22 protein-coding genes and 1 riboswitch are annotated in these 20,741 nt (G+C 58.4%); of the genes, 7 read left to right on the plus strand and 15 right to left on the minus strand.

Annotated elements, in window-relative coordinates; genetic code table 11:
• Nucleotides 1-20: 20 nt before the first annotated feature.
• The 4 genes from ACFFK0_RS04035 to ACFFK0_RS04050 form a co-directional block, all read right to left on the minus strand.
• Nucleotides 21-1,142 carry an ABC transporter ATP-binding protein gene (locus ACFFK0_RS04035; RefSeq protein ID WP_377468611.1) on the minus strand — a complete coding sequence of 374 codons (1,122 nt, stop codon included), beginning with the start codon at nt 1,140-1,142 and terminating at the stop codon, nt 21-23.
• A 29-nt stretch (nt 1,143-1,171) separates the two neighbouring features.
• Nucleotides 1,172-1,978 (minus strand): ABC transporter permease, encoded by an 807-nt coding sequence (locus tag ACFFK0_RS04040; protein ID WP_377468612.1) that lies wholly within the window; start codon nt 1,976-1,978, stop codon nt 1,172-1,174.
• Between the two features lie 3 nt (nt 1,979-1,981).
• Nucleotides 1,982-2,755 (minus strand): ABC transporter permease, encoded by a 774-nt coding sequence (locus ACFFK0_RS04045; protein WP_377468614.1) that lies wholly within the window; start codon nt 2,753-2,755, stop codon nt 1,982-1,984.
• Nucleotides 2,756-2,943: 188 nt separating this feature from the next.
• Complete coding sequence (locus ACFFK0_RS04050; RefSeq protein WP_377468615.1) at nt 2,944-4,602, minus strand: ATP-binding protein; 1,659 nt, start codon at nt 4,600-4,602, stop codon at nt 2,944-2,946.
• Between the two features lie 203 nt (nt 4,603-4,805).
• Nucleotides 4,806-4,896: riboswitch (cyclic di-GMP riboswitch) on the plus strand.
• A gap of 108 nt (nt 4,897-5,004) precedes the next feature.
• On the opposite strand from ACFFK0_RS04050, the gene ACFFK0_RS04055 reads away from it, so the two are divergent.
• The 3 genes from ACFFK0_RS04055 to ACFFK0_RS04065 all read left to right on the plus strand — a co-directional run bounded on the left by ACFFK0_RS04055 (nt 5,005) and on the right by ACFFK0_RS04065 (nt 7,805).
• On the plus strand, nt 5,005-5,946 hold the full coding sequence (locus ACFFK0_RS04055; RefSeq protein ID WP_377468616.1) for a C40 family peptidase: 942 nt from the start codon (nt 5,005-5,007) through the stop codon (nt 5,944-5,946).
• Between the two features lie 182 nt (nt 5,947-6,128).
• The gene (gene coaW / locus ACFFK0_RS04060) at nt 6,129-6,986 is read left to right on the plus strand and encodes a type II pantothenate kinase (protein WP_377468617.1); all 858 of its coding nucleotides are present in this window, start codon (nt 6,129-6,131) and stop codon (nt 6,984-6,986) included.
• Nucleotides 6,987-7,076: 90 nt separating this feature from the next.
• Nucleotides 7,077-7,805, plus strand: coding sequence for a hypothetical protein (locus ACFFK0_RS04065; RefSeq protein ID WP_377468618.1), 729 nt, complete (start codon nt 7,077-7,079; stop codon nt 7,803-7,805).
• Between the two features lie 406 nt (nt 7,806-8,211).
• On the opposite strand, the gene ACFFK0_RS04070 is transcribed toward ACFFK0_RS04065, so the two are convergent.
• The 8 genes from ACFFK0_RS04070 to ACFFK0_RS04105 all read right to left on the minus strand — a co-directional run bounded on the left by ACFFK0_RS04070 (nt 8,212) and on the right by ACFFK0_RS04105 (nt 17,277).
• Complete coding sequence (locus ACFFK0_RS04070) at nt 8,212-8,910, minus strand: hypothetical protein (RefSeq protein WP_377468619.1); 699 nt, start codon at nt 8,908-8,910, stop codon at nt 8,212-8,214.
• Between the two features lie 178 nt (nt 8,911-9,088).
• Nucleotides 9,089-10,261: an MFS transporter gene (locus ACFFK0_RS04075; protein ID WP_377468620.1), complete on the minus strand. Its 1,173-nt coding sequence runs from the start codon at nt 10,259-10,261 to the stop codon at nt 9,089-9,091.
• A 303-nt stretch (nt 10,262-10,564) separates the two neighbouring features.
• The gene (locus tag ACFFK0_RS04080) at nt 10,565-10,942 is read right to left on the minus strand and encodes a winged helix-turn-helix transcriptional regulator (protein ID WP_377468621.1); all 378 of its coding nucleotides are present in this window, start codon (nt 10,940-10,942) and stop codon (nt 10,565-10,567) included.
• A gap of 374 nt (nt 10,943-11,316) precedes the next feature.
• The gene (locus tag ACFFK0_RS04085; protein WP_377468622.1) at nt 11,317-11,475 is read right to left on the minus strand and encodes a hypothetical protein; all 159 of its coding nucleotides are present in this window, start codon (nt 11,473-11,475) and stop codon (nt 11,317-11,319) included.
• A 444-nt stretch (nt 11,476-11,919) separates the two neighbouring features.
• Nucleotides 11,920-13,143, minus strand: coding sequence for a DUF5667 domain-containing protein (locus ACFFK0_RS04090; RefSeq protein ID WP_377468623.1), 1,224 nt, complete (start codon nt 13,141-13,143; stop codon nt 11,920-11,922).
• A gap of 250 nt (nt 13,144-13,393) precedes the next feature.
• On the minus strand, nt 13,394-14,902 hold the full coding sequence (locus tag ACFFK0_RS04095) for an alpha-glucosidase/alpha-galactosidase (protein WP_377468624.1): 1,509 nt from the start codon (nt 14,900-14,902) through the stop codon (nt 13,394-13,396).
• 129 nt (nt 14,903-15,031) lie between these two features.
• Nucleotides 15,032-16,117, minus strand: coding sequence for a helix-turn-helix domain-containing protein (locus tag ACFFK0_RS04100; RefSeq protein ID WP_377468625.1), 1,086 nt, complete (start codon nt 16,115-16,117; stop codon nt 15,032-15,034).
• 56 nt (nt 16,118-16,173) lie between these two features.
• Nucleotides 16,174-17,277, minus strand: a complete 1,104-nt coding sequence (locus ACFFK0_RS04105) for a lactonase family protein (RefSeq protein WP_377468626.1) — start codon at nt 17,275-17,277, stop codon at nt 16,174-16,176.
• A 178-nt stretch (nt 17,278-17,455) separates the two neighbouring features.
• Here ACFFK0_RS04105 and ACFFK0_RS04110 point away from each other — a divergent pair, with 178 nt between their 5' ends.
• From ACFFK0_RS04110 to ACFFK0_RS04125, 4 genes are read left to right on the plus strand one after another with little or no spacing between them, the layout of a single operon-like run.
• Nucleotides 17,456-17,881, plus strand: a complete 426-nt coding sequence (locus ACFFK0_RS04110) for a hypothetical protein (RefSeq protein ID WP_377468627.1) — start codon at nt 17,456-17,458, stop codon at nt 17,879-17,881.
• 53 nt (nt 17,882-17,934) lie between these two features.
• Entirely contained in the window at nt 17,935-18,174 is a 240-nt protein-coding gene (locus tag ACFFK0_RS04115; protein WP_377468628.1) for a spore germination protein, read from the plus strand.
• A gap of 12 nt (nt 18,175-18,186) precedes the next feature.
• Complete coding sequence (locus ACFFK0_RS04120) at nt 18,187-18,429, plus strand: spore germination protein (RefSeq protein WP_377468629.1); 243 nt, start codon at nt 18,187-18,189, stop codon at nt 18,427-18,429.
• Between the two features lie 24 nt (nt 18,430-18,453).
• Nucleotides 18,454-18,909: an Hsp20/alpha crystallin family protein gene (locus ACFFK0_RS04125; RefSeq protein WP_377468630.1), complete on the plus strand. Its 456-nt coding sequence runs from the start codon at nt 18,454-18,456 to the stop codon at nt 18,907-18,909.
• A gap of 2 nt (nt 18,910-18,911) precedes the next feature.
• On the opposite strand, the gene ACFFK0_RS04130 is transcribed toward ACFFK0_RS04125, so the two are convergent.
• Genes ACFFK0_RS04130 through ACFFK0_RS04140 form a run of 3 tightly spaced genes read right to left on the minus strand, consistent with a single transcriptional unit; the run spans nt 18,912 to nt 20,596 of the window.
• Complete coding sequence (locus ACFFK0_RS04130; protein WP_377468632.1) at nt 18,912-19,271, minus strand: YrdB family protein; 360 nt, start codon at nt 19,269-19,271, stop codon at nt 18,912-18,914.
• Nucleotide 19,272: 1 nt separating this feature from the next.
• Nucleotides 19,273-19,860, minus strand: coding sequence for a TetR/AcrR family transcriptional regulator (locus tag ACFFK0_RS04135; RefSeq protein ID WP_377468700.1), 588 nt, complete (start codon nt 19,858-19,860; stop codon nt 19,273-19,275).
• The gene (locus ACFFK0_RS04140; protein ID WP_377468633.1) at nt 19,850-20,596 is read right to left on the minus strand and encodes an MBL fold metallo-hydrolase; all 747 of its coding nucleotides are present in this window, start codon (nt 20,594-20,596) and stop codon (nt 19,850-19,852) included. The genes ACFFK0_RS04135 and ACFFK0_RS04140 overlap by 11 nt, the downstream gene beginning before the upstream one ends.
• Nucleotides 20,597-20,741 lie beyond the last annotated feature (145 nt).

Below are 20,741 nucleotides of genomic sequence, written 5' to 3' on the forward strand. Positions count from 1 at the left end.
ACGACTGCATTTTCTATAGTTTAATATATGCGATGAATGATGTCTTCGAAATCCGGTTCTTCCATATGCACATCCGCAATGGGCCCCCATGTGCCGACCGTCTTGAGCATGTCCATGACGCTGATCGTCGTCCGGTTGCATTCCAGCGTTACGCCGCTGTCCGTCCGCCCGGTCAGCCGGAACGCCCCCTCCCATCGCTCCGGCACCGACCAGCCGCCCGATGCGCCGCCGGCACCAACGCTTCCGCCAGCCTCAACGCCAGTGCTGCTGCCAACGCTTTCTCCAACGCCAACGATGCCGCCGTTTCCCCCAGCACCGACACCGCTAACGCCAACGTCTCCGCCGCTGCTAACGCTGCCGCTCCCGGCGCCTTCGAACGTCACCCGTATGACCGTCGGCAGCCCGATCCGCTCCCGCAGCGCCGCGATCGAGCCATCGTAAGCCAGCTCGCCGCGGTTAATGACCATGACCCGCGAGCACAGCTGCTCGATATCGTCCATGTCGTGGGTCGTCAGCAGAATGGTCACGCCCAGCTCGCGGTTGAGCTTCTGCAGAAAGCTCCGTATGCTCCGTTTCGCGAGCACGTCCAAGCCGATCGTCGGCTCGTCGAGAAACAGCACATCCGGCGCATGGAGGAGTGCGGCGGCCAGATCGGCGCGCATCCGCTGACCGAGCGACAGCTTGCGGACCGGCGTCTGCATGAATTCGTCCAGCCCGAGCAGCTCCGTTAATTCCTCCAGCCGCCGCCGCTTGTCTTCGCCGGGCACCTTGTACATGGCTGCTAGTATATCGTAGGAATCCTTTACCGGCAAATCCCACCACAGCTGCGTCCGCTGGCCGAACACGACGCCAAGCCGCCTCGCCACCTCCGTCCGCTGGCGGTGCGGACTGAACCCGGCGATGCGCACACTGCCTGAGGTCGGATGGAGAATGCCGGTTAACATTTTGATCGTCGTCGACTTGCCTGCGCCGTTCGGGCCGATATAGCCGACAAACTCACCGCGCTCAATCGTAAAGCTCACGTCCCGCACCGCCGTCTTCTCCAGCCTGGCGCCGGACCACAGGCTGCGCAGCGCGCCGAAGCGCCCTTCCGCAGCAACCGGGACCCGGAAAGTTTTGCTAATATTCGTCACGGATATCATGCGTTGCCTCGTCTCCCTTCATTCAGCGTTCAACTGCCGGCGCTCTGGTAGCGGCTCAGACCGAACCTCCAGAAGCGCAGCGACAGCATCAGACACAGCCCTGCAACCAGCGCGGTCGCCCCCATCACCCAGAAGCCCGGCTCACCGCGCAGCACGTACAGCGACGGAATATAGTTGGCAAAGCCTACGGGAATGAGCGTGCAGAGCACATACTGCAGCCATTTGGGATACAGCGACAGCGGATATTGGGCTGCGAACTTGGAGGCGTCCTCGGTGACGACCTGCAGCTCGCGGATGCGCGTAATCCAGAAGCCGGCGGTTGCCGTAGCGAGTCCGATCGCGAACAGGATGACGGCGCCGGTGACGACCATGAGCAGCGTGAGCGGCACGGCGGCCCAGCCTACCTGCCCGGCGGCCATGAGCTGCTGCAGGCTCCAGGCCACCATGGTTACGCCAAGCAGCGGCTCAGCGGTATACAGCGTCACGTTCTGCGACATGAGCGCGAGCAGTACAGGCACGGGCCGGGTCAGGAGCTGATCGAGGTCGCCGCTGACCAAATATTTTTCCAGCTGGTGCACATCGCTTGCGAAGGTCCGGTACAGCGCCTTGCACAGCACAATCACACCGTACAAATAGGCGACCTCCGCCATGCTCCAGTCTTGCACTTGGCCGAAACGCCGGAGCACAACCGCGATCAAGGCGAAATCGATGACGTTGACGAACGCCGCCATGATCGTACCGACGACAAAATTAAACGGATGCTGCATCCGGCTGCGGACCGAAGCCTTTACCAGCAAGAGATACATGCGTAATGACGAGCCATCGAGCCGTTTCATCGCTTACCCTCCTTGAACTTCCAGCTTGCGTCTTGCAAGCCGCGTCGCGAACAGGCAAAGCCCGGTCAGCGCAGCGCCCCATAACAGAGCGGGCACAATCGCTTGCGGTCCCTCGAGTCCCATAAACATGCGTGTCGTGTGATACTGGATGTACGGGTACGGCGTGACCGCACTGAGCTGACGAAACGGCTCCGGAAGCCATTCGAGAGGGATGAAGAAGCCCGACAGCAGCGTATGGCAGGCGTAATTGATCCAGAACAGCCAGCGCGATTCCGTCGTCCACAATGCGGCGATGCCGATCAGAAACTGCAGGCAAATCGATAGGTAAGCGGCGCAGATGAGGCTCAGCAGGGTCCATGCGTAGACGGCGGGCTGCTGCGGCAGCGGAAAGCGGAAGATGAGGTAGTAGAAGACGAACATCGGCAGCGATTTGTAAAGCGCCTGATAGGCGATTTGGCCCCACTCTCTGCCCATCAGCTGGTAAAATAACGGCGTCGGCCGCATCAGCTCCAGCGAGATTTGGCCGGTGCGCACGCTCTGCTCGAGCCCGAGCCCGTTCGTAAGGAACAGCACGATATGCAGCACCGATTGGTTGAAGGCGATGTAAGCGACCATCCCCCCGGTGCCGTAGACCCCCAGCACATTCGCGGTGCCGCCGGACGCTCCGATGCCGGCCCAAATCGAGGCGTAGACGAAGCCGAACACGGCGGAGCCGATATTTTGAATCCAGTTGGCCATCCGATATTGATGATTGCGCTTGAACGACTTGCGAACCAAAACGGTGAACAGCAGTCAAACCCCTCCCCGCGGATGGAAAATAGCCCCAACTTCAAAAAAGAGAGCGTTTTCTATCATACTAGAAGGGGTATGCCGCTGCAAGTTATTTTTGAGTAAAGGTTCGTAATCCTCAGGCGGTTCGTCCGCCGAAGGGAGACTCGGCTCCCGGACTGCCGGATGGATATCGTTCACACTGCAAATTCGGCGGCATCGTCCAAGCGGGAATGCCTGGGCAGCCGGATCGTGAACGTGCTCCCTTTCCCCGGCTCCGAGTCGAGCACGATGGTGCCGTTATGCGCTTCCACGATGCTTTTGACGATCGCAAGTCCTAGCCCGGCTCCACCGCTCTGCCTGCTGTCGCTGTTGTCGATGCGGTAAAACTTGGAGAACAGCTGCGGCTTCGCCGCATCCGGGATGCCGAGGCCATAGTCGCGCACCGAAAGGGCGACGGTGTCCCCGGCCGCAGCCAAACGGATGTCGACGCGGTCGGCATCGGGCGAATATTTGATAGCGTTGGAGATCAATTGGTTAACCGCCTGCCGCAGCCGACCGGAATCCGCCAGTACGAAGCACCTGTCTCCTTCTACGCTTAACTGCACGGCATGCTTCTGTTTCCCTCGCCACTGCCGGGCGACCTCCTTCAGCAGCACGGCCGCATCGATCCTCTCCTTGCGATAGGCGAGCTTTCCCTGCTCCATGTGCTGAATGTCGAGGAAATCTTCGATCAGCCGGCCGAGCCGAAGCGCTTCCCGATGCACCGTCCCCAAATAATGGTTCGTCTTCTCCGGAGTCAGCTCGCGCGTCAGCAAAATCTCCACAAACCCTTGAATGGAAGCCAACGGAGTTCGCATCTCATGGGAAACGGTCGAAATCAGCTCATTTTTCAGCACATTCACACGCTCCTCGCTGCTGCGGTCACGGAACACGAACAACGTCTCGCGCCGGTTGCCCTGCCTCGTCACATTCGTAATGGGAATGCCGTGCACCTCGATATGCAGCGTGGCTTCCGGCCGATGCAGCTCGTACTTTTCCTGAAAACCCGGTGCGTGGCCGCGGGCATATGCCGTCATTCGTTCCAGAAAATACGGATCCGCCTCCAGCCCCCACTCCAAGCTGCGGTAGCTTTCCGCCAACGTCCGCCCGGTCAGGTCTCCGCAATGGAAAAAGCTCAAAAACCGCTCATTCGCAAACAAAATCACACCGTCCTGGTCGCAGAGCAGGATACCGTCCAATTGGGCTTCCAGCACCCGGTCGATGAGCCGGCGGTGCTCGTCGATCCGTTGTTCGGCAAGACGCTGCTCCGTAACGTCCCGAACCGATGTGAGTACCGCCTCTGTACCGTCGTAATCGATCATCGTCGAAGTAACTTCCACATAGACCGTGCCTCCGTTCTTCGATACAAGCCGGGTTTCGTCGATTTCTGTCGGAAGTCCGCTCTCCTTCAACCGCAGGATTCGATCCAACATTCGCTGGACGTCCCCAGGGTGAATGTAATCATAGATCATGCGTCCCTTTAGCGCAGCCGCCGAATCCTCGCCGACAATCGCCGCAGCAGCGGCATTGGCATACAGCATCCGAAACGCCTGATGCACGACGACCGGTTCCGGAAGAAATTCGACAACACGGCGGTAGCGTACTTCCCTGGAGTGCCGCTCGCGCTCCATCAGTCTCATGAATATATAGAAGATCAGCCCGGTCAATACGGCGACAATGGCTCCGCCCCACAGCAAAGCGCCAAGCGCGGACGGCTTCGGGCTGCAAACATACAAAACGGACAGCAGCCCGTACACGACCAGCAACTGGACTCCGAGACAAGCGCCGGCGATTCCCAAGGATGAACGTTTCATAGGTTCACGTACCTTTCGGATCTTGGATGTCATCGCTTTAATGGTACGGTTTAGTTGTTTAGAAAGTATTAGTACGGCTGGGTAATTTGACCTATAAATATCCTGTTCACCATAATTCGACAAATAGGGCATTTAGGCTCATATCCAAGAAATACTATTCGTCATATAATGACATCAACAGCCGCATAAAACCTGCTTCTACATCCCGATAATGGCAAACCTGACGAAAGTTGGGGACGCAAAGCTACAGGGGCTTCGCCGCACGATCATGCGGTATGCCAGCCAGCCGCCGAACGATTTGGAGGGACGGATCGAGGCAATCACGCGTATGGCGCAGGGTTGCCTTCATTCATGGAGAAGCGGCTACGTGCCGGTTGCCATACCCGAGGGAGGCTAACCATCATGAGAAGAAAGTCCGCATTCATCGCCGCACTTGTACTCGTCATCCTCACCGCTATGCTGCTTCCGGTTTCCGCCGCATCCGCCGCATCAACCGTTTCGACGAAGCTGAAGGCTAAATCCAGCGTTTCGTTCCGCGACAAACCTTCAACCTCCAGCACCGTTATGCGCTATCTCAAGATCGGTGAAATCGTCACTGCACTGGACATGCCGACACCGAGCTGGTATCAAGTGAAAGATGCCTCCGGCGTCATCGGCTACGTAAGCTCCGGAGCTTCGTACACGACGGTTTATTCCAATGCCAAAACATTGGCCTCCACGGCATTCCGCAGCCAGCCTTCGGCGGCCTCGACGGTCATTCGAACGCTTGCAGCCGGAACGGAGCTCGATATCAGGGAGAAAATCAATGCCGATTGGTACCGTGCCGAAGATGTGAACGGCGCTTCCGGATACGTGACAACGTCCGCAGCCGTCATCGACGCCAATTTCGAAGTGACCGGCGTTGTGCTGCCGCTGCCAGAAAGGATCGAAGCGATTATTGCCGCCGGCCAGCAGTACATGGGCACTCCTTATGAGTTCGGCTCGACTCGCTGGAACACCTCGACGTTCGACTGCTCCGACTTCACGATGACGGCGTTCTGGGACGGCGCTCGTACCGTACTGCCGTCGGATTCCGACTCGCAGGGCGACAAAATCCGTTCGATGGGCAACGACGTCTGGTCCTGGAACGAGCTGAAGCGCGGCGATCTGATGTTCTTCATGTCCTCCCGCTCCAACTACAGCGGTGTGGACAAGACGACCGAGCCGATCACGCACGTAGGCATCTACCTCGGCAACGGTCAAATTCTGCACACGTATTCCATTGCCTCCGGCGGCGTCCGCATCGATACGATCGCAGGCTCGCAGTGGGAGAAGCGCTTCCTGTTCGGCGGTTCGGCATACTAAACAATACATAATATCGGAATGGCCCTTGCAAGGCCTCGTCTTGCAGGGGCCTCTTTTGTTTTGGCAATCCGGCGAATTCGTTGTATGATAACGTGTGACAGCAGCGGACGGCCAGAGGGGGAATTTGGCGTGATAAACAAAAACAAAATCAAAGCAGCAGCGTCGGTTTCGGGTGAACGGGTATGACATTGCGAATCGGGATTGACGCCGGGGGTACCTTAACCAAGATTGCAATCATGAATGATCATCTCGCACCTGCGGAAGCATTGAAGTTTCTCAAGTTTCCTTCATCTGAAATTGAACGAACGGTGGCCTGGCTGGCCGCTGAAGCGAACGGTGCGGTGCTTGCCTTCACCGGAGGCAAGGCCGGCATGCTCCGCGCTTTGGCTGAGCGGGAAGCGGTAGCCACCGCTTCTGGCGTCGATGTGCTCGCCGTTCCGGAGTTCGAGGCGACCTGTACCGGCGCGCGCTGGCTGCTCCAGCGTCAAGGCCGGAGCATGGAACGGTTCTTGCTGACGAATGTAGGAACCGGCACTTCGATCCATTATGTTACGCAAGATGGCCATGAACGGGTCGGCGGCACCGGCGTCGGCGGCGGCACCATCATCGGGCTGTCGGCCTTGCTCGGGTGGAGGGACGGCAGCTACGAAGATTTGGTCACCGCTGCTTTGGATGGAGACAGGTCCCGCGTCGACTTGAAGGTTTCCCACATCTATGCAGGTGTAACGCCCCCCATTCCCGGCGATTTGACGGCAAGCAACTTCGGCAATGTGCGCAGGCAGTCCGAGCCGGTAGGTATCGAGGACGCGCTGGCGTCCGTCGTCGGGCTTGTCGGCGAGACGGTAACGACGGTAAGCGTGCACGCCGCCCGCGAACGAGGTACGGCGGACATCATTTATATCGGCTCCACGTTTCTCGGCAATAAGCTGCTCGCGGACATCGTTTACCGGTACACCCGGCTTCGCGGCGGCGAGCCCTACGTGCTGCCGGACGGCGAATACAGCGGGGCGGTTGGCGCACTGCTTGCTCTGCAAGGGTAAATTTTCCACATGAACTTTACAACAAAATCGGCCTCCGCACCGTCAGAAGAGTAAAACACCTCTTCAACACGGCAAAGGAGGCCGATTATTTTGGCCGCATTGCAGCGCTATATCCGTCATACTCGTACATTCGGAACCTTGATAGCCGTCTTATGCGGCTTGCTGCTGGCAGCTTCCGCAGCTTTACCTGTCTTTCCGAAGCAGCATGATACGCTTGGCTCGCAGCAGCTGGAGCAAAGCCTTCGCGGGCAGGGGCTTGCGCTCACGCCGATCGGCGATACGGCTTATGCCGCCGGCGCAGCCGCTTCAAGCCTGCACGGAATCGACATCGGTCCGCTTGCGGGCGTTTGGCCGCAGCGGTATCGGATCGGCACCGCGGAAGCGTCCGCCGGGAACGCGCCTCCGCGAACGGAGACGGACAGCATCCCGGCACCGGGGCCCGCGACGGAGGCGGAGTCACGGCCGGTGTCGGGGCCAAGCCCGGAGGCGGGGTCTGCAGCGCAGAAGCCGGAGTCCGCAGCGAAGGAGAAGCCTATGCCGGCGGAAGGGTCTGCAGCGCGGGAGTCGGGGGCCGAGCCGGCGCCAGCGGACGTACCCGCCGACGAGACGATCGCCGTTTATGTTTTCAAATCCGCAGCAGAGCGAGTCATCGCTGAGGATGAGCTGCAGCTTGCCTATCGCAGTCCGGGTCCCCCGCTCAATCCCGTCATTTTCCGCCGCGGCAATGTTTTGCTGCTCTACTGGCCCTCGCTGATCATCAACCAGTCCGGCACTACGTATGGAGACGCACTGCAGAGGGCGTTAAACTCGCTCTCTTGACTTTTTTGGCAAGCTTCAGCAGCCGGTCGTTATTTGGCTCTTCGCCGGTAGAACTCGGTAACTTCATTGAAGGAAGGGCCGCCGGTCCCCGATACATAATTTTCATCGTTGATGTCGAAATCGGTGTTGCCCGAACGCCATCGTACCGAGCGATTAAATCAAGCTCACACCAATACGAGGAGTGATGAATAGGCAGTTTACTATGTTGGTTTATGAGAAACCGGAGCATTTCGGCCATCGGAACGATCCGGAAAAGATGCAGCAATATTGGGCAGGCTTCCCGGAATTGGACTTTGCAGGGATTCCGCGGCCAGAGCCTATTTGCTCGATCAGCTGGCCGCTTTAGACTAGTAATGCACATGAAATCCGTGAAAACATTAGGCCTGGCCGGCGTAATAACCCGTAATCATTTCGGCTGAAGGCGTTGGTGGGATACAGGCCGCGGCGGTCCCGCCCGCTGCCGTCTCCACATCGTGACCGCCATCCATAAACACCCGACCGTGATCAGCAGCCCGTGAGCCACGCGGATTGGCTGACTGCCCATATACTGGGGGAGGTACAGCAAAAATCCTAGAGCGAACGGAATGCCGCTCCATTTGGTTATGAGGCGAGACTTCCATATGGCTGCGGCCATAAGAGCGGTACCCAATCCCAATAAAATCAGGCCGGCCGTAATCATCACGAATCCCGGTCCGAACCGGACAGCGTTCGCTAAGCTGATGAGCTGGACATTTTGCTGGTTCATCGCTTCCCGGCCGATTGCATTCAAGCTGAATACTTCCGCGCCATAGAACGGCAGTGTGAGCCCGGTTCCGATCCAGCTTATCAGCATACCGCGATAAGCAAGCCGCTCCACAGAGCTTCCCTGAAGCAGAATGTAAAGACCGAATACTCCCAGCATCATCAAAATAAAACCAAGTATGGCGAACACGTGCGATACAATCCATCCTGTGGACGCGAATGCTGCAGCTCCCTGCATCGTCGCCTCATCGGAGAATGGGCGAAGAGCCGGGTATAGGACAAACAGGACGCCGGCGACCGCTAAAGCGGCAGCCCCAAACCGAGTAACTTTCATGACAATGTCGGGTTCCCTTCTGCTAATCATCTTCGTTCTCCCTCCTCAATCCAAAACTAATATCAAATATATTTTAACTAATTATATTAGTTTTATCAATCAATTGTTTAGCTTTTCATTTCGAATTATTTGTAAAAGGGGCGGCAAGCAGCCTTACCGTCCGGAAAGCCCCGAAGGCCGCCTTCGCGGCTTTCCGGACGGGCGCGGCTCAGGCAAGAGCAGACTTCTTTACGCTCGCTTTGCTCCTGCGGATCGATACGATGATTGCGGTAAAGGCCAGCAGCAAAGCGAATGCCGCAACCCAAGGATTGTACAGCACCGTCGCATTCGCCGTTACGGCCATGCCCCCGGCGGCTGCGCCTGCCGCAAGGCCGATCTGCGTGACGGACAAGTTCAAGCTGATGATCAGGTTAGCCGACTTCGGTGCTTTCTCGATAAAATACGTTTGCGTAGCCGGCCCCATAACGAACATGGACATGACCCACAGCGCCAAGAGCCCCATAGCAAGCGGAAACGAATGCACCGCCGGCGGAAGCAGCGCGAGCGCCGTCACCTGCACAATCATGCTGACCACGATGACCGGTACGCTGCGCCATCTGTCGACCGCGGAGCCGCCGGCCCTGGAACCGATTGCGCCGGCAGCACCGATCGCGAGCATAATGAGGCCGATGTCAGCCGGGCTCCGGTGCAGGATGGAATCCAGGAACGAGGACATGTAGGTGTACATGACGGAAGTGCCGCCCTCCCGGAGCAGGACGAATAGCAGCGCGACGAAGATAACGGGATTCGTCAGTACGGACAATTGTTTTCCGAACGGAACCTGCTCGTCTCCTTCCATCTCTGGCAGCAGCAGCGCCATACCGGCCAGAATGAGCAGGCTCCCTGAGGCCAGGAAGACGAAGATCATCTGCCAGCCGAACATTTCGGTCAAGGCAATGCCGATCGGCACGCCGAGAATCATCGCGCTGCTGAACCCGAGAATGATGGTGCCGATCGCACTTCCGATTTTATCCGGGGAGACTAGCTTGGCGGCGGCGCTGAAGGCGGCCACTGTCAGCACGCCGGAGCTGACGCCGAGCACGACGCGGGAGACAAGCAGCAGGGTAAAGCTTGAGCCGATCAGGGAGACGAGATTGCCGGCCGTGAACGCAAGCATCGTGAGGAGCAGCAGCCGCTTCCGTTTCATCAGTGCCGTCAGCGAAATGATGATCGGAGTTCCGATAGCAAACGCCAGTGAGTAAACGGTGATCAGCTGCCCGGCCCATGCAACGGAGACATGCAGCTGCTCGGACAGCACATTCAGAATGCCGGAGACGACGAGCTCGGACGTCGCTGTGAAGAATACAGCTATAGTAAGAAGGTAAATGACCATTCGGTTCATAACGGACCAACCCTTTCGTAATTCGTTTGCGGCTCCCGGATAGCTAGGCCGGTGAGACCAATCTTCATCCACATACTGGCTGGACGGCCGTCCTCACAACCACTGCGATGCGATTAACCGAATTATAAGCGGGATCGTTTCATTGCGTAAGAACGCAAACGATTTGGATTACGTCCTTCGATCTTGACCAGCTAACAAAAAGTTAGTTGAGGCCAGAGGGATGAGCACGCAAAAAAAACCGCCCAAGGCTTCCCCCAGGCGGTTATGAATACAGCTGCTTCCGTTCCTATCCGAAAATGGAAATTACGGCATTCTGCCGACGCGGTCGTTGGATTGCTGCGCCGTGCCGCCCCATTTCCGCACCCACGTGCTCATTTCCTGCAGTGCCGCGTAGAACTCTCTGCCCTTCTCGGTAAGCGAATATTCCACCGTCACCGGAATCGTAGGGAAAACCTCGCGGTGCACCAGATCGTACTTCTCCAGGTGGCGAAGCGTGTCGGTCAGCGATTGGGTCTTCACAACGGCGACGTTTCGCTGCAGCTGGTTGAACCGCTGCGCTCCGGGGAGCAACGCCTCGAGCACGAGGAGCGCCCATTTGGAGCCTAGAATCAGGAGCACTTCGCAGATGCTTTGGGCGTGCGACTCCGCAGGTTCCATGTTCGCGCTGTCTTGCTTGGCCATTGGCGTAACGCCTCCTTACTGGCATGTGGGTGAAGCGAGCGACCGAGGTCATTTGACTTGTAAACATCCGTCACCGCATCTACCCGGCCGGCGATGACCAAAGCCGCACTGCCGATCAACGCGGCCGTCGGGCGCATATCCATATCGCGGACGGCGGCCCGGCTTCCGGCGATTTCCTTCGGACGAGTGGCGGGCACCCTTCCCGGATTGAGGCGACGGGCGGATGCTCCGACTCAGCATATGCGAAGGGAACCCATTCTTGACGAATATATTTGCAAATTCGGGCAGTCTCCCCCGGCCGGCACCGAGGCGATCAAAGCCCTCCTGATGCCCCGGCGGCTTACAAATAGTTTACCCCGTCAGTCCCTCCGTTTTCAATTCCTTTCATCGTATCCACTCCCGACTAAGCATATAGGCCGGCAGCTTTCGCCCGGCTCCAGAAACGGCCGGCGGTATCGGGCCGGCTCTTCATCCGGCAGGTTGAACTTGATGAACGAATTTTGCTCCAGCACCATCTGTTCTCCTTCGTTCATCGATGGATGCGCGCTCCATTCCGAAGCAATGAGGGATTTGTAGAAGAGGAAGCCTGCAAATGTGCAGGAATTTTTGTTGAAATCCCCCCCCCCAGTCCGATCACTGTAAAAAATACAATCTTTTTAGTTAAAATCAGCCCGGCGTCAGCTTCAATCATGGAGATTCCTGCACTTTCGTGTTCTGGGTGAGAAAATTATTCCTGTATTTTGGCATGGATATGGGCTGGAAAGCTCTCAGCAGCACTAATGCATCGCTGAAACGAGCATGGAGCATGGGGTTGCATTGCATCAAGGCGTAAGAGGAGCGGTGCCGTATGTACGAGGTCAATGGACGTGACCGCCGGGAGAAGTCCCTATAGGAAAATAAAACGAAAGCTGCCGGTTTGTCGGCAACCTTCGTTTCACTCCATATTTCAGCGGGCGGGGTCACGTCAGCGAACGAGGTTACTCGTGTTTGTTGTTCGCCTTGTCTTGCTTCGATTGGGCTTTCGCTTCCTGCTTGTCTTGCTTCGCTTCGGCTTGCATCTCATGCCTCTCTTGCTTCGCCTCGGCTTGTGCATCCCGCTTCTCTTGCTTCGCTTTCGACTTTTCCTCCGCAATCGCAGCCTTCGCCTCGGCTTTCGCGCTCTTCGCTACGGCTTGGGCTTGGTATTCGGCTTCGGCTCCGGCTTCGGCTCCGGCTTGAGCTTGGTCGCCATTCCCTATATTTGCCGAGTTCGTTACCGTGCTCTCCATCGGCCGATCTTCCGTTACCGCTGCCGCTTGTTCCAACGAGATCGGCTCGGCGGCGGGATTGACTGCGTCAGCCTCCGCGGCTGCCTTGAGTTCGGCTGCGGCTTCCGGATCAAGCTTCACAATTTTCGTTTCCAGTCGCGCCAAGCTTTTTGCAATATTTTTACGAAGGGACGCTTTCGCGTTTTCGTTCTTCACGTTTTCCAGCGCGTGCATCAAAGCCCGAACGTTTTTCGTTAATTTGGAAGTCAGCTCAGCTTTTTCGGCGGCATCCTCGGTGGCTTGCTCAGCGGCTTGGTTTGCGGCAGCTTCCTTAACGGCTTCCTCGCTACCTTCCCCTGTAGCTTTTTCCGCAGCTTCACGGGCGACTTCACCGGAGCCCTCTGCCACAGCTGCGGATGCTTCCGCCCCGGTTACCTTGCCATCGTTCGTTTCGTTTTCCTGCGCGGGCGGGTTTGCAGCACCCTCCGGTACAGTCTGCGTCCCCGCCGCCACTTCAACCTTAGCTTGAACCTCAATTTTGCTTTCCGTCGACCCAGCCGGCTTCGATGCCGCCGTTGCCGGTTCGGAAACGTCCAAAGCCTGCTTCTGGAACTCGGCTGCCTTCCTCAACGTCTCCGCAGCCAAATCGTCATTCCCTTTGGCCATCAGCGCGTTCGCCTCTCCGATTCGCTCCTGGGCAAAATCAAGCAGAAGCAGCGCCTGCTTCGTATCGTCCAACGTTAGCGCAAGCTCGATTTTCTCGATCATCATTTTCATAAAATACAGGAAGTCCCCGGGCAGCAGCGCGGGCTCCTGCGCAGCAGCCTTCGCTTCCGCTTCAATGGACACCGCCGCAGGCTCCTCTCCGTCCGCGCTTGCGCTTCCCGCGCCGACCACCATAGCCCCAGCCAACACTCCGTAAACAATGGCTTTCGCGAGCTTCCCTTTCAACATGTCGTCATCTCCCTGTTGTATGTTTCGCTTTGTTGATGAGAGCTTTCGCCGTGGACAAGCCTTTTTGGAGGGTGCCCCAAGCATGGGAAAATTTATCTGTACGGCTAATCCGCAATCCGAGGACGCTTCCCCGCTCCGCCAAAAACATAAAGGACGCCTCCGGCCATTCGCCGAGACAACGTCCTCTACATAGATACAACGTTATGAAAATCGCGCCGGCCCTGCCTTCGGCAGAACCGTCTCCAGCCCTTTAACGCGCCGCAGCCGGACGCTCCTTCGCCTTGTCAGCTTCGCCCGCGTTGCGGTTCGCCACCGCACGGTCGGACTGCATCTCCTCAACCGTCTTCACTTTAAGACGCGCCGCTCCTTCGTAGCCTTGCCGGGTCGGCAGCCGCACCCCGGTCGCAAGACGCCGCTTCGCCGCCTCGATCGCCTCGCCGTACTGCGGCAGCCACGGGGCTTCGGCGACAAGCATATCGTCGACCATCTGCCAAATCTCCGGCGGCGTACATACGGCCCCGACGAGCGGGTCCATCATCATCGCCTGCCGCAGCAGCCGGTCGTCGCCATGAACAGCCGCTTCCACCGCGAGCCGCTGCACGGAGATGCTGGCGCTGCACACCGCGGCGCAGCCGAGCGGCAGGTCGCCGACGCGCGGCATGTTGATGCCGTTGCGGTCGACGTAGCCCGGCGCCTCGATCACTGCATCGTCAGGCAGATTCGATATTATGCCGTTGTTCACTACGTTGAAATGCCCGCGATACACGCGTCCCGTCTCCAGCCCCTCGATAATGTACGAGCCGTGCTCCTGGCTGCGGTTCGACGCCTCGTAGCGCACAGCCGGATCCTTCATCCAGTTCGGAAAATCGGTCTCGAACCAGTTGCGTCCTTCCGTACATACCCGCAAATACCCGCCGGTCTCGCCGTTGATCCAGGAGCCGAGATCGATCCAGTTCGCAATCTCTTCCGGACGCTTGCGGTACCACGGCACATACTCGCTGAGATGCCCGTTCGACTCCGTGCTGTAGTAGCCGAAGCGCCGCAGCATGTCGATGCGCACCTTCTCCGTCCTGGACAGCTCCGGATCCGCCTCGAACGCCTCCAGCAGCTTGCCCGTCATATCCTCGCCGTTATGCTTGACCGAGATGTACCAGGTCTGATGGTTAATGCCGGCGCAAATGATGTCCACCTGCTCCTGCCGCAGGCCGAGCGCCCTGGCAATCTGATGGTGCCCGTGCTGCACGCCGTGGCACAGCCCGATCGTCCGCACCCCGCCGTACTTGTTGCAGGCCCACGTCAGCATCGCCATCGGGTTGGCATAGTTGAGCATCAGCACATTCGGATCCGCAGCCTCCCGCACATCCTTGCAAATGTCCAGCATCGCGGCAATGCCCCGCTGCCCGTACATAATGCCGCCCGCGCTGAGCGTATCGCCTACGCATTGATCGACCCCATACTGCAGAGGAATGTCGATATCGTGACGGAACGCCTCCAGCCCGCCGACACGCACAACGACGAACACATACTTCGCCCCGCGCACCGCCTCCCGCCGGTCTGTCGTCGATTGAATCTCAACCGATAAGCCGTTCTCGCGAATATCCCGCTGGCAGAGCTGCGTGACCATATCCAGATTACGCTCATTAATGTCCGTAAAAGCAACTTCAACATTCCGGAACTCCGGCACCGCCAGCAAATCCTTCAACAGCCCCCGCGTAAAACCGATGCTGCCCGCTCCAATGAACGCTACCTTAAACGACATCAACACTCACTCCTTCATCGATTCGGCTCCTGAAACCCGTAAGCCCAGTGTAGCAAAACCGAGGCAGTAAGTGCTTTCAAGATCGTAACCCGTTGCCCTCGCCCATGTATAAAATCCTAACCTCTTCCTTCAGCTCCAGCTGCTCGCCCTAACCGAATTGCGGTACTCGAGCGGCGTCTGCCCCGTCACCTTCTTAAACACCGCGCTGAAATATTGGCGGCTGCTCAATCCGATATAGTCCGAGATTTCCGTAATCGGGATGTCCGCCTTCGCCAGAAGCATTTTCGCCTTATCGATCCGATACCCCGTTACATAATCGAGGACGGTCACGCCGGTCTGCGCTTTGAAAATGCGATGGAGATAGCCCGGATGCACATTCACCGCAGCAGCGATGTCCTTCACCTGCAGCTCGCAGTCGTAATGCTGATGTATATAGCGGATCGCCTGCCGGACATACGCCTCACCCGGCATCGTCTCCCGCGACCTCGCCTTGACCGTCAGCCTTGCCACCTGCAGAAGCAGCTGCGAGAACAGCAGCCTCACCATCAGCTCTCTCCCCGGCTCCGGATGGTCGAGCTGCAGCACAAGCGTTTTCAGCGTATGGTAAACATCGTTCGGATCCTTGAGCACCAGCACCGGAGCCGGCTCGGACAAGAATTCGGCCACTGCCGGATCCCCGAAGGCCAGCTCCCGCAGCGGCGGGAAGCTCGTCCCCGGCTCCTCGACAAACAAAAATTCAATGTTGAGCATGCGGCATGACACATCTTTACTTACGAGCAGCCGATGCGCGACATTCCCGTCGAGCAGTACGAATTCCCCCTTCTTCAGGGCAATACGCTCCCGCTCCGTATGCACTTCGCATTGACCGGAGATGACGTACATGATTTCCGCCCGGTTATGAGCATGCAGCGGCATCTCATAGCCGTCCCACTGCGTGTAGTAGTACGCCTCGATCTTGGGCTGGTAGAAGCCCGCAGTCAGCGCAGGCCGATACAAGCTGAACCCCTCACCCGCTCCCGCCCGGCACCGTGCTGCCGCCGGTGTGCTCGCCAGTGTACCTGCCATAGTCCCAGCCGGTGTGCTTGCCGACGCAGATGCTGGAGTGCTTGCCCGCCTGCTCGCCTGTGCACCCGCAGGTGTGCCTGCTGGTGTACAGGCGGATGTGCCTGCTGGCGTGCCTGACGTCCTGTCTGCCGTATCCCGCAATTCTGTCATCCCCCGCCCCTGTGTACCGTTTTCCCGCAATCCCGCTATCCTGCGCCCCCCGTTGTCTACCGACCGGCGCTGCGGACGATCCCGTGCACCTGCAGGCACACAGGTTTAGCGAGCTGCAGCCGTTCTCCTGTCGGAGCAAGCTCCCCCGTATCGGCGATACGAAACACAACGATCGAATCCGAGTCCTGATTGGCAGCAAGCAGGAACGGCTCGCCTGGGACGAGTGCGAAATTGCGCGGCGTTCTTCCTTCGGTCGCTACCGTCTGCTTGAATGCCAGCGTTCCGTCAGGCAGCACATCAAAGACGGCGATGCTGTCATGCCCGCGGTTGGAGCCATACAGCAGCCGGCCCGACGGAGCGATATGAATGTCCGCGCAAGTATTGGCGCCTGTGAAATCGGCCGGCAGGGTGGACAGCTGCTGCCGCTGCGTGAGTTTGGCTGCGGAGCGATCATGCTCATAGACCGAGACCGTTGAGCTGAGCTCGTCGATAATATAGACGATCGGCAGCTGTGGATGGAACTCGGCATGACGAGGGCCCGCCCCCGGCGTCACGATTGTCTCCGACAGCAGCCGCAGCTTCGGCGCCGCCTCGTCCAGCTCATACAGATAAAGCTTGTCCGTCCCGAGGTCCGGCACGATCCATTGCGGTGAAGCCTCAATCGCTTCAGTACCCTTGTTCTTATCCGGAACCGGGAAAATCGAATGCGGATGCGGCTTCTCCTGCCGCGCCGTGTTCACGCTGCTGCCCTCGTGGGCAATTTGTTGTGCAAGCGGTCCGATCGCTCCGTCAGGCTCCAGCGGATACACGTTTACCGAACCGCCGGAATAGTTGACAAGCACGAGCCGCTTGCTCTCCCGGTCGACGCGCAGGTGACACGGATGCGCACCGTGAGTCGGCTGCCGGTTCAGCTCCTCCAGCGTTCCGCTTTCCGGATCGTACCGGAACGACACGACAGCTCCGTCCTCAAGCTCACTGACTGCATACAGTCTGTTGCGCGGCTCATCGAACGCCAGAAAGGAAGGCTGATCGACACCGGATACACCCGACATTTTCACCAATCGGCCTGCAGCAGCATCGAATTTCAGCACATGAATGCTTTCCTCTCTCGCCGGCGCATAAGTACCTGCAAACACCACATATTCCTTGGATAAGGACATCCCGCCACACCTCCATTTATAGGAAAATCTTACCCCACTGCAGGCAAAATAAGCAACCTGCAAGCCGCACTGCATTCCGGTTAAAGAAATGTCCGGCCCTCTTAGTTCCCAGGCATGAATTTCGATCCATTCCGATATTAGTTGTATATCGAATACAACCCCGAGGCGGTGATCGAGCATGACGCTAAGATCCAGACTCACGTCCGTATTTCGCCCCAAGGCGCAGCAGCCGGACGCTTCCGCCGTTTACGAAGCGCGGATCCGGGAGCTGGAGCTCCAATTGAGCGAACTGAAGGCGGCGCATGAACGACAGCAGGCCCCCTGGTACCCGGTTCATATCGATCATCTCCATATCGAGCATGCGGTGATCGAGAACGTGAACTACAACAATCACATCGGCAGTCTGGATGTCGACGAGCTGACCGGCAAGCTGAATATCGGCGCCAATTATTTCGGACCGATTCCGGAGAAGGTGTTCGAGTCGATGACGGGAACCGGGAAGAATGCGGCGAAACCGAACGGCACGACCGTGAAAATGAACGGCAAGCCTCTGGAGCAGCCGCCTCCCGACAACGACGAACAATCATCGCGGCCGCAGCGTTAACCTCTGGGCGAATGCCGGCATATAGTAGAGCATGACGCTCGGAGGTGATCCGGATGACGACTATTACCATTTTCTCCATCAAAATCAACAGCATTACAAGCAACGCTTCCGTCAATATCGGGGAGTCGCTGCACAACAGCCATACCGCGAATTCCAAGTCGACAGGCGAGAACGCCTCCTACGGCGACCATGCTCCGACCGTAGCGAACATGAAGAGCTTGTACATCGATCCGGACGTCAACGATCAGAACGAATATTTGAACAGGGATATCGCCATACCAAGCCAGTCGTAAGGAGGAACGCACATGCCTTTTCTCATCAACATCGGCGTTATAAAAGCGAACGGGATGATGAGCAATGCCAACATCCAAGTAGGCGCTACGGTGCACAACAGCCATACCGCAAACTCCAAATGGCTCGGTGTCGTCGAAATCAACGGCGACCTTTCGCCGTCTCTGGTGCTTACCGGCAGCGGCATGCTCGATACGGACGTGAGCGACCAAGGCCAGATCGGCAACCCGTCGTTGCCGATGTCAACTCAAGTGTAATGCCGCTTAAGGAAGGGGGACTCGATGATGCAGCTGGACAAAATCAAGGAGTGGATGGCGCTTGCCGAGCAGTGCGGGGATTCCGACTTCTGGACCTCCATGATGGAGTCCGTCGGCTCTTCCGCCCCTTCCGTCATGCCTGGAATCAAGAGCCGAACGGCAGCCGGTTGGAGCCCGGCCGTCGATATCGTCGTTTCAGCCGATGAAACGATCGTTTGGGCGGAGCTTCCGGGGGTGCGCCGGGACGACCTGCACGTCTCAGTCACGCGCGATTCGGTCGTCATCCGCGGCTTCAAGCATTCGCCGGCAGCCGAGCTTCAGCCCTATGCCGCCGAACGGTATGCGGGCGCATTCGAGCGTACCGTAAAGCTGCCGGGCAGCGTCAGTACGGATATCGTGAGCGCGAAGCTTCAGGACGGGGTGCTGGTCGTGCGGCTGAAGACGCTGCTCAGCGCCGAGGCGAAAGTAACGGTGGAGTAACGTTAAGGAGCGGTCCGGGGCTCGCCTGCGACGGCGGACAGAACATGAGCGCAGAGCGCGATCCCGGCGAAGAGGACAGCCGTCCGAGGCTTTCCGGCCGCGAATAAGGCGGCGGCTGCGGCGCCGAAGACAACGCTCTTAAGCAGCGGATGAAGCAAGCCGTGCAGCGGGATGGAAGCTCGCGGCGCCAGGAAGGTTCCCCACAGGACGGCAACCGCGAGAGGTGTTCCGACGCCAATGACGATGCGCAGAGCCATGTTGTTCGAAGCGGAAGTGAAGCCCCAGTAGCCATAAGCCGCCAAAGCCGCAAGCTCGCACAGGAATATGATCAGCAGGAGCAGCCCTTGGATCGCAATCATCATGTCAGGCGGGGCCTCCTTCATTGGATTTTATCGCACGTAAGCCGGCCAGAAATGTGTCGAGAAGAACGCGAAAGCTTTCGTCCAAGCCTACCGGCATGCGGAAGCCGCCGATCCGTTCCAGCGAAGCGAAGCCGTGGAGAATGCTGCGCAGCCCTCTAACGGCATGAATCGCCGCGTCTTCCTGAAGCTGGTAAGCGCCGAGAATCCGCACGATCAGCTCGACGATCTCGCCGCCCACGCGGGCGAATTCGGTCTCGTCGGGCTCCGCGGCTCTTAAAGTGAGCTCATATAGGCCGGGACGGGAACGCGCGAACGATAAGTAGGCATGGGCGAAGGCGCGAACCGCATCGTCGCCGGAGAGGCCTGCAGCGGAGAGCAGCAGCCGGTCATACAGCTGCTGCAGCCCGTAGGCGGACAGCTTCCTCTTTAAACCGGGCAAGCCGTCGATATGATTGTAAAGCGACGGTGTGCGTACCCCAAGCTTCTGGGCCAGCAGCGCCAGCGTCACTTGGTCGAAGCCGTGGGCGTCGGCAAGCTCCGCTGCGGCGTTCAGTACGGTCGTTTGATCAAGTCCCGCTCTAGGCACGATGGATCGCCCCATTTCCGTTCCCGGAGGATCCGTGCAGATTGCGCTCGGCCGCCTGGATCGCTTGCCTCAGCTTCGCTGCGGGGTTCTCAATCATACGGCCGTGTCCAACGGCAAGCACGGACGGGCTGCAAGCCAGCAGCCGGCGCGCGCTGTCCAGTGCGGTGCTCTTGCTCCAGGTAGCGAAGGCGGGAAACGGAAACAGCGGCTTGAGCTGTCCGGATACGGCGATGCCGCCTTGCGTCTGCAGCGCGTCTCCGGCGATGATAGCTCCGCTGCGCGTATCCTGGAACGACATCGAGCCCGGCGTATGGCCCGGCGTCGAGATGGCCAGCAGCGAGCCGATGCGGTCGCCGTCCTGCAGCAGGACGTCCGGTTTCGTCTGCACCTTCTTCGGCACGCCGCCGCGAATCGGCGTATTCTCCTCGCCCGCATCGAGCGTCAGGTCGCCGGCAAGCAGCCTGGCATCTCGTGCGGAGATGCATACCGCTGCCTTGGGCAAAGCTTCCTTGAGCGCGTCCAGCGCGCCGATATGATCTTCGTGAGCATGGGTCAGCACGAGCTTGGTAATCGGCTTGCCGATCCGTTCCGCCGCCTGCAGAATGCCTGCCTTGCTGAAAGGAAGCGCTGCGTCGATAAGCGTCAGTTCGTTCTCTTCTTCAACGAGATAGCAATTTACGGGGAACAGCCTTGGCATGAAGGTAAGCTGGTATACGGCGCCGATTTGCGTGATTTTCATGAGAAACACCTCTCCGTTAACTAATTATATTTATATAATAACTAATGTTATTAGTTTTCGCAATAGGCATTCCTCACTTTTCTCCCGAAAACTTGACGACAGTCATATGATCAGAACGTGATTAACAGGGAGCTGCCCCGGCAGC

The organism is Paenibacillus chartarius (assembly GCF_042432825.1).
GTDB lineage: Bacteria > Bacillota > Bacilli > Paenibacillales > NBRC-103111 > Gordoniibacillus > Gordoniibacillus chartarius.

What these genes read in the sequence shown, in the direction of transcription:
- ACFFK0_RS04125 (WP_377468630.1), top strand. Translation starts at nt 18,454, where the DNA reads ATGATGCAGCTGGACAAAATCAAGGAGTGGATGGCGCTTGCCGAGCAG.
- ACFFK0_RS04080 (WP_377468621.1), bottom strand. Translation starts at nt 10,942, where the DNA reads ATGGCCAAGCAAGACAGCGCGAACATGGAACCTGCGGAGTCGCACGCC.
- ACFFK0_RS04100 (WP_377468625.1), bottom strand. Translation starts at nt 16,117, where the DNA reads ATGACAGAATTGCGGGATACGGCAGACAGGACGTCAGGCACGCCAGCA.
- ACFFK0_RS04055 (WP_377468616.1), top strand. Translation starts at nt 5,005, where the DNA reads ATGAGAAGAAAGTCCGCATTCATCGCCGCACTTGTACTCGTCATCCTC.
- ACFFK0_RS04035 (WP_377468611.1), bottom strand. Translation starts at nt 1,142, where the DNA reads ATGATATCCGTGACGAATATTAGCAAAACTTTCCGGGTCCCGGTTGCT.
- ACFFK0_RS04040 (WP_377468612.1), bottom strand. Translation starts at nt 1,978, where the DNA reads ATGAAACGGCTCGATGGCTCGTCATTACGCATGTATCTCTTGCTGGTA.
- ACFFK0_RS04120 (WP_377468629.1), top strand. Translation starts at nt 18,187, where the DNA reads ATGCCTTTTCTCATCAACATCGGCGTTATAAAAGCGAACGGGATGATG.
- coaW (WP_377468617.1), top strand. Translation starts at nt 6,129, where the DNA reads ATGACATTGCGAATCGGGATTGACGCCGGGGGTACCTTAACCAAGATT.
- ACFFK0_RS04095 (WP_377468624.1), bottom strand. Translation starts at nt 14,902, where the DNA reads ATGTCGTTTAAGGTAGCGTTCATTGGAGCGGGCAGCATCGGTTTTACG.
- ACFFK0_RS04075 (WP_377468620.1), bottom strand. Translation starts at nt 10,261, where the DNA reads ATGAACCGAATGGTCATTTACCTTCTTACTATAGCTGTATTCTTCACA.
- ACFFK0_RS04115 (WP_377468628.1), top strand. Translation starts at nt 17,935, where the DNA reads ATGACGACTATTACCATTTTCTCCATCAAAATCAACAGCATTACAAGC.
- ACFFK0_RS04070 (WP_377468619.1), bottom strand. Translation starts at nt 8,910, where the DNA reads ATGATTAGCAGAAGGGAACCCGACATTGTCATGAAAGTTACTCGGTTT.
- ACFFK0_RS04085 (WP_377468622.1), bottom strand. Translation starts at nt 11,475, where the DNA reads ATGAACGAAGGAGAACAGATGGTGCTGGAGCAAAATTCGTTCATCAAG.
- ACFFK0_RS04140 (WP_377468633.1), bottom strand. Translation starts at nt 20,596, where the DNA reads ATGAAAATCACGCAAATCGGCGCCGTATACCAGCTTACCTTCATGCCA.
- ACFFK0_RS04090 (WP_377468623.1), bottom strand. Translation starts at nt 13,143, where the DNA reads ATGTTGAAAGGGAAGCTCGCGAAAGCCATTGTTTACGGAGTGTTGGCT.
- ACFFK0_RS04110 (WP_377468627.1), top strand. Translation starts at nt 17,456, where the DNA reads ATGACGCTAAGATCCAGACTCACGTCCGTATTTCGCCCCAAGGCGCAG.
- ACFFK0_RS04050 (WP_377468615.1), bottom strand. Translation starts at nt 4,602, where the DNA reads ATGAAACGTTCATCCTTGGGAATCGCCGGCGCTTGTCTCGGAGTCCAG.
- ACFFK0_RS04130 (WP_377468632.1), bottom strand. Translation starts at nt 19,271, where the DNA reads ATGATGATTGCGATCCAAGGGCTGCTCCTGCTGATCATATTCCTGTGC.
- ACFFK0_RS04105 (WP_377468626.1), bottom strand. Translation starts at nt 17,277, where the DNA reads ATGTCCTTATCCAAGGAATATGTGGTGTTTGCAGGTACTTATGCGCCG.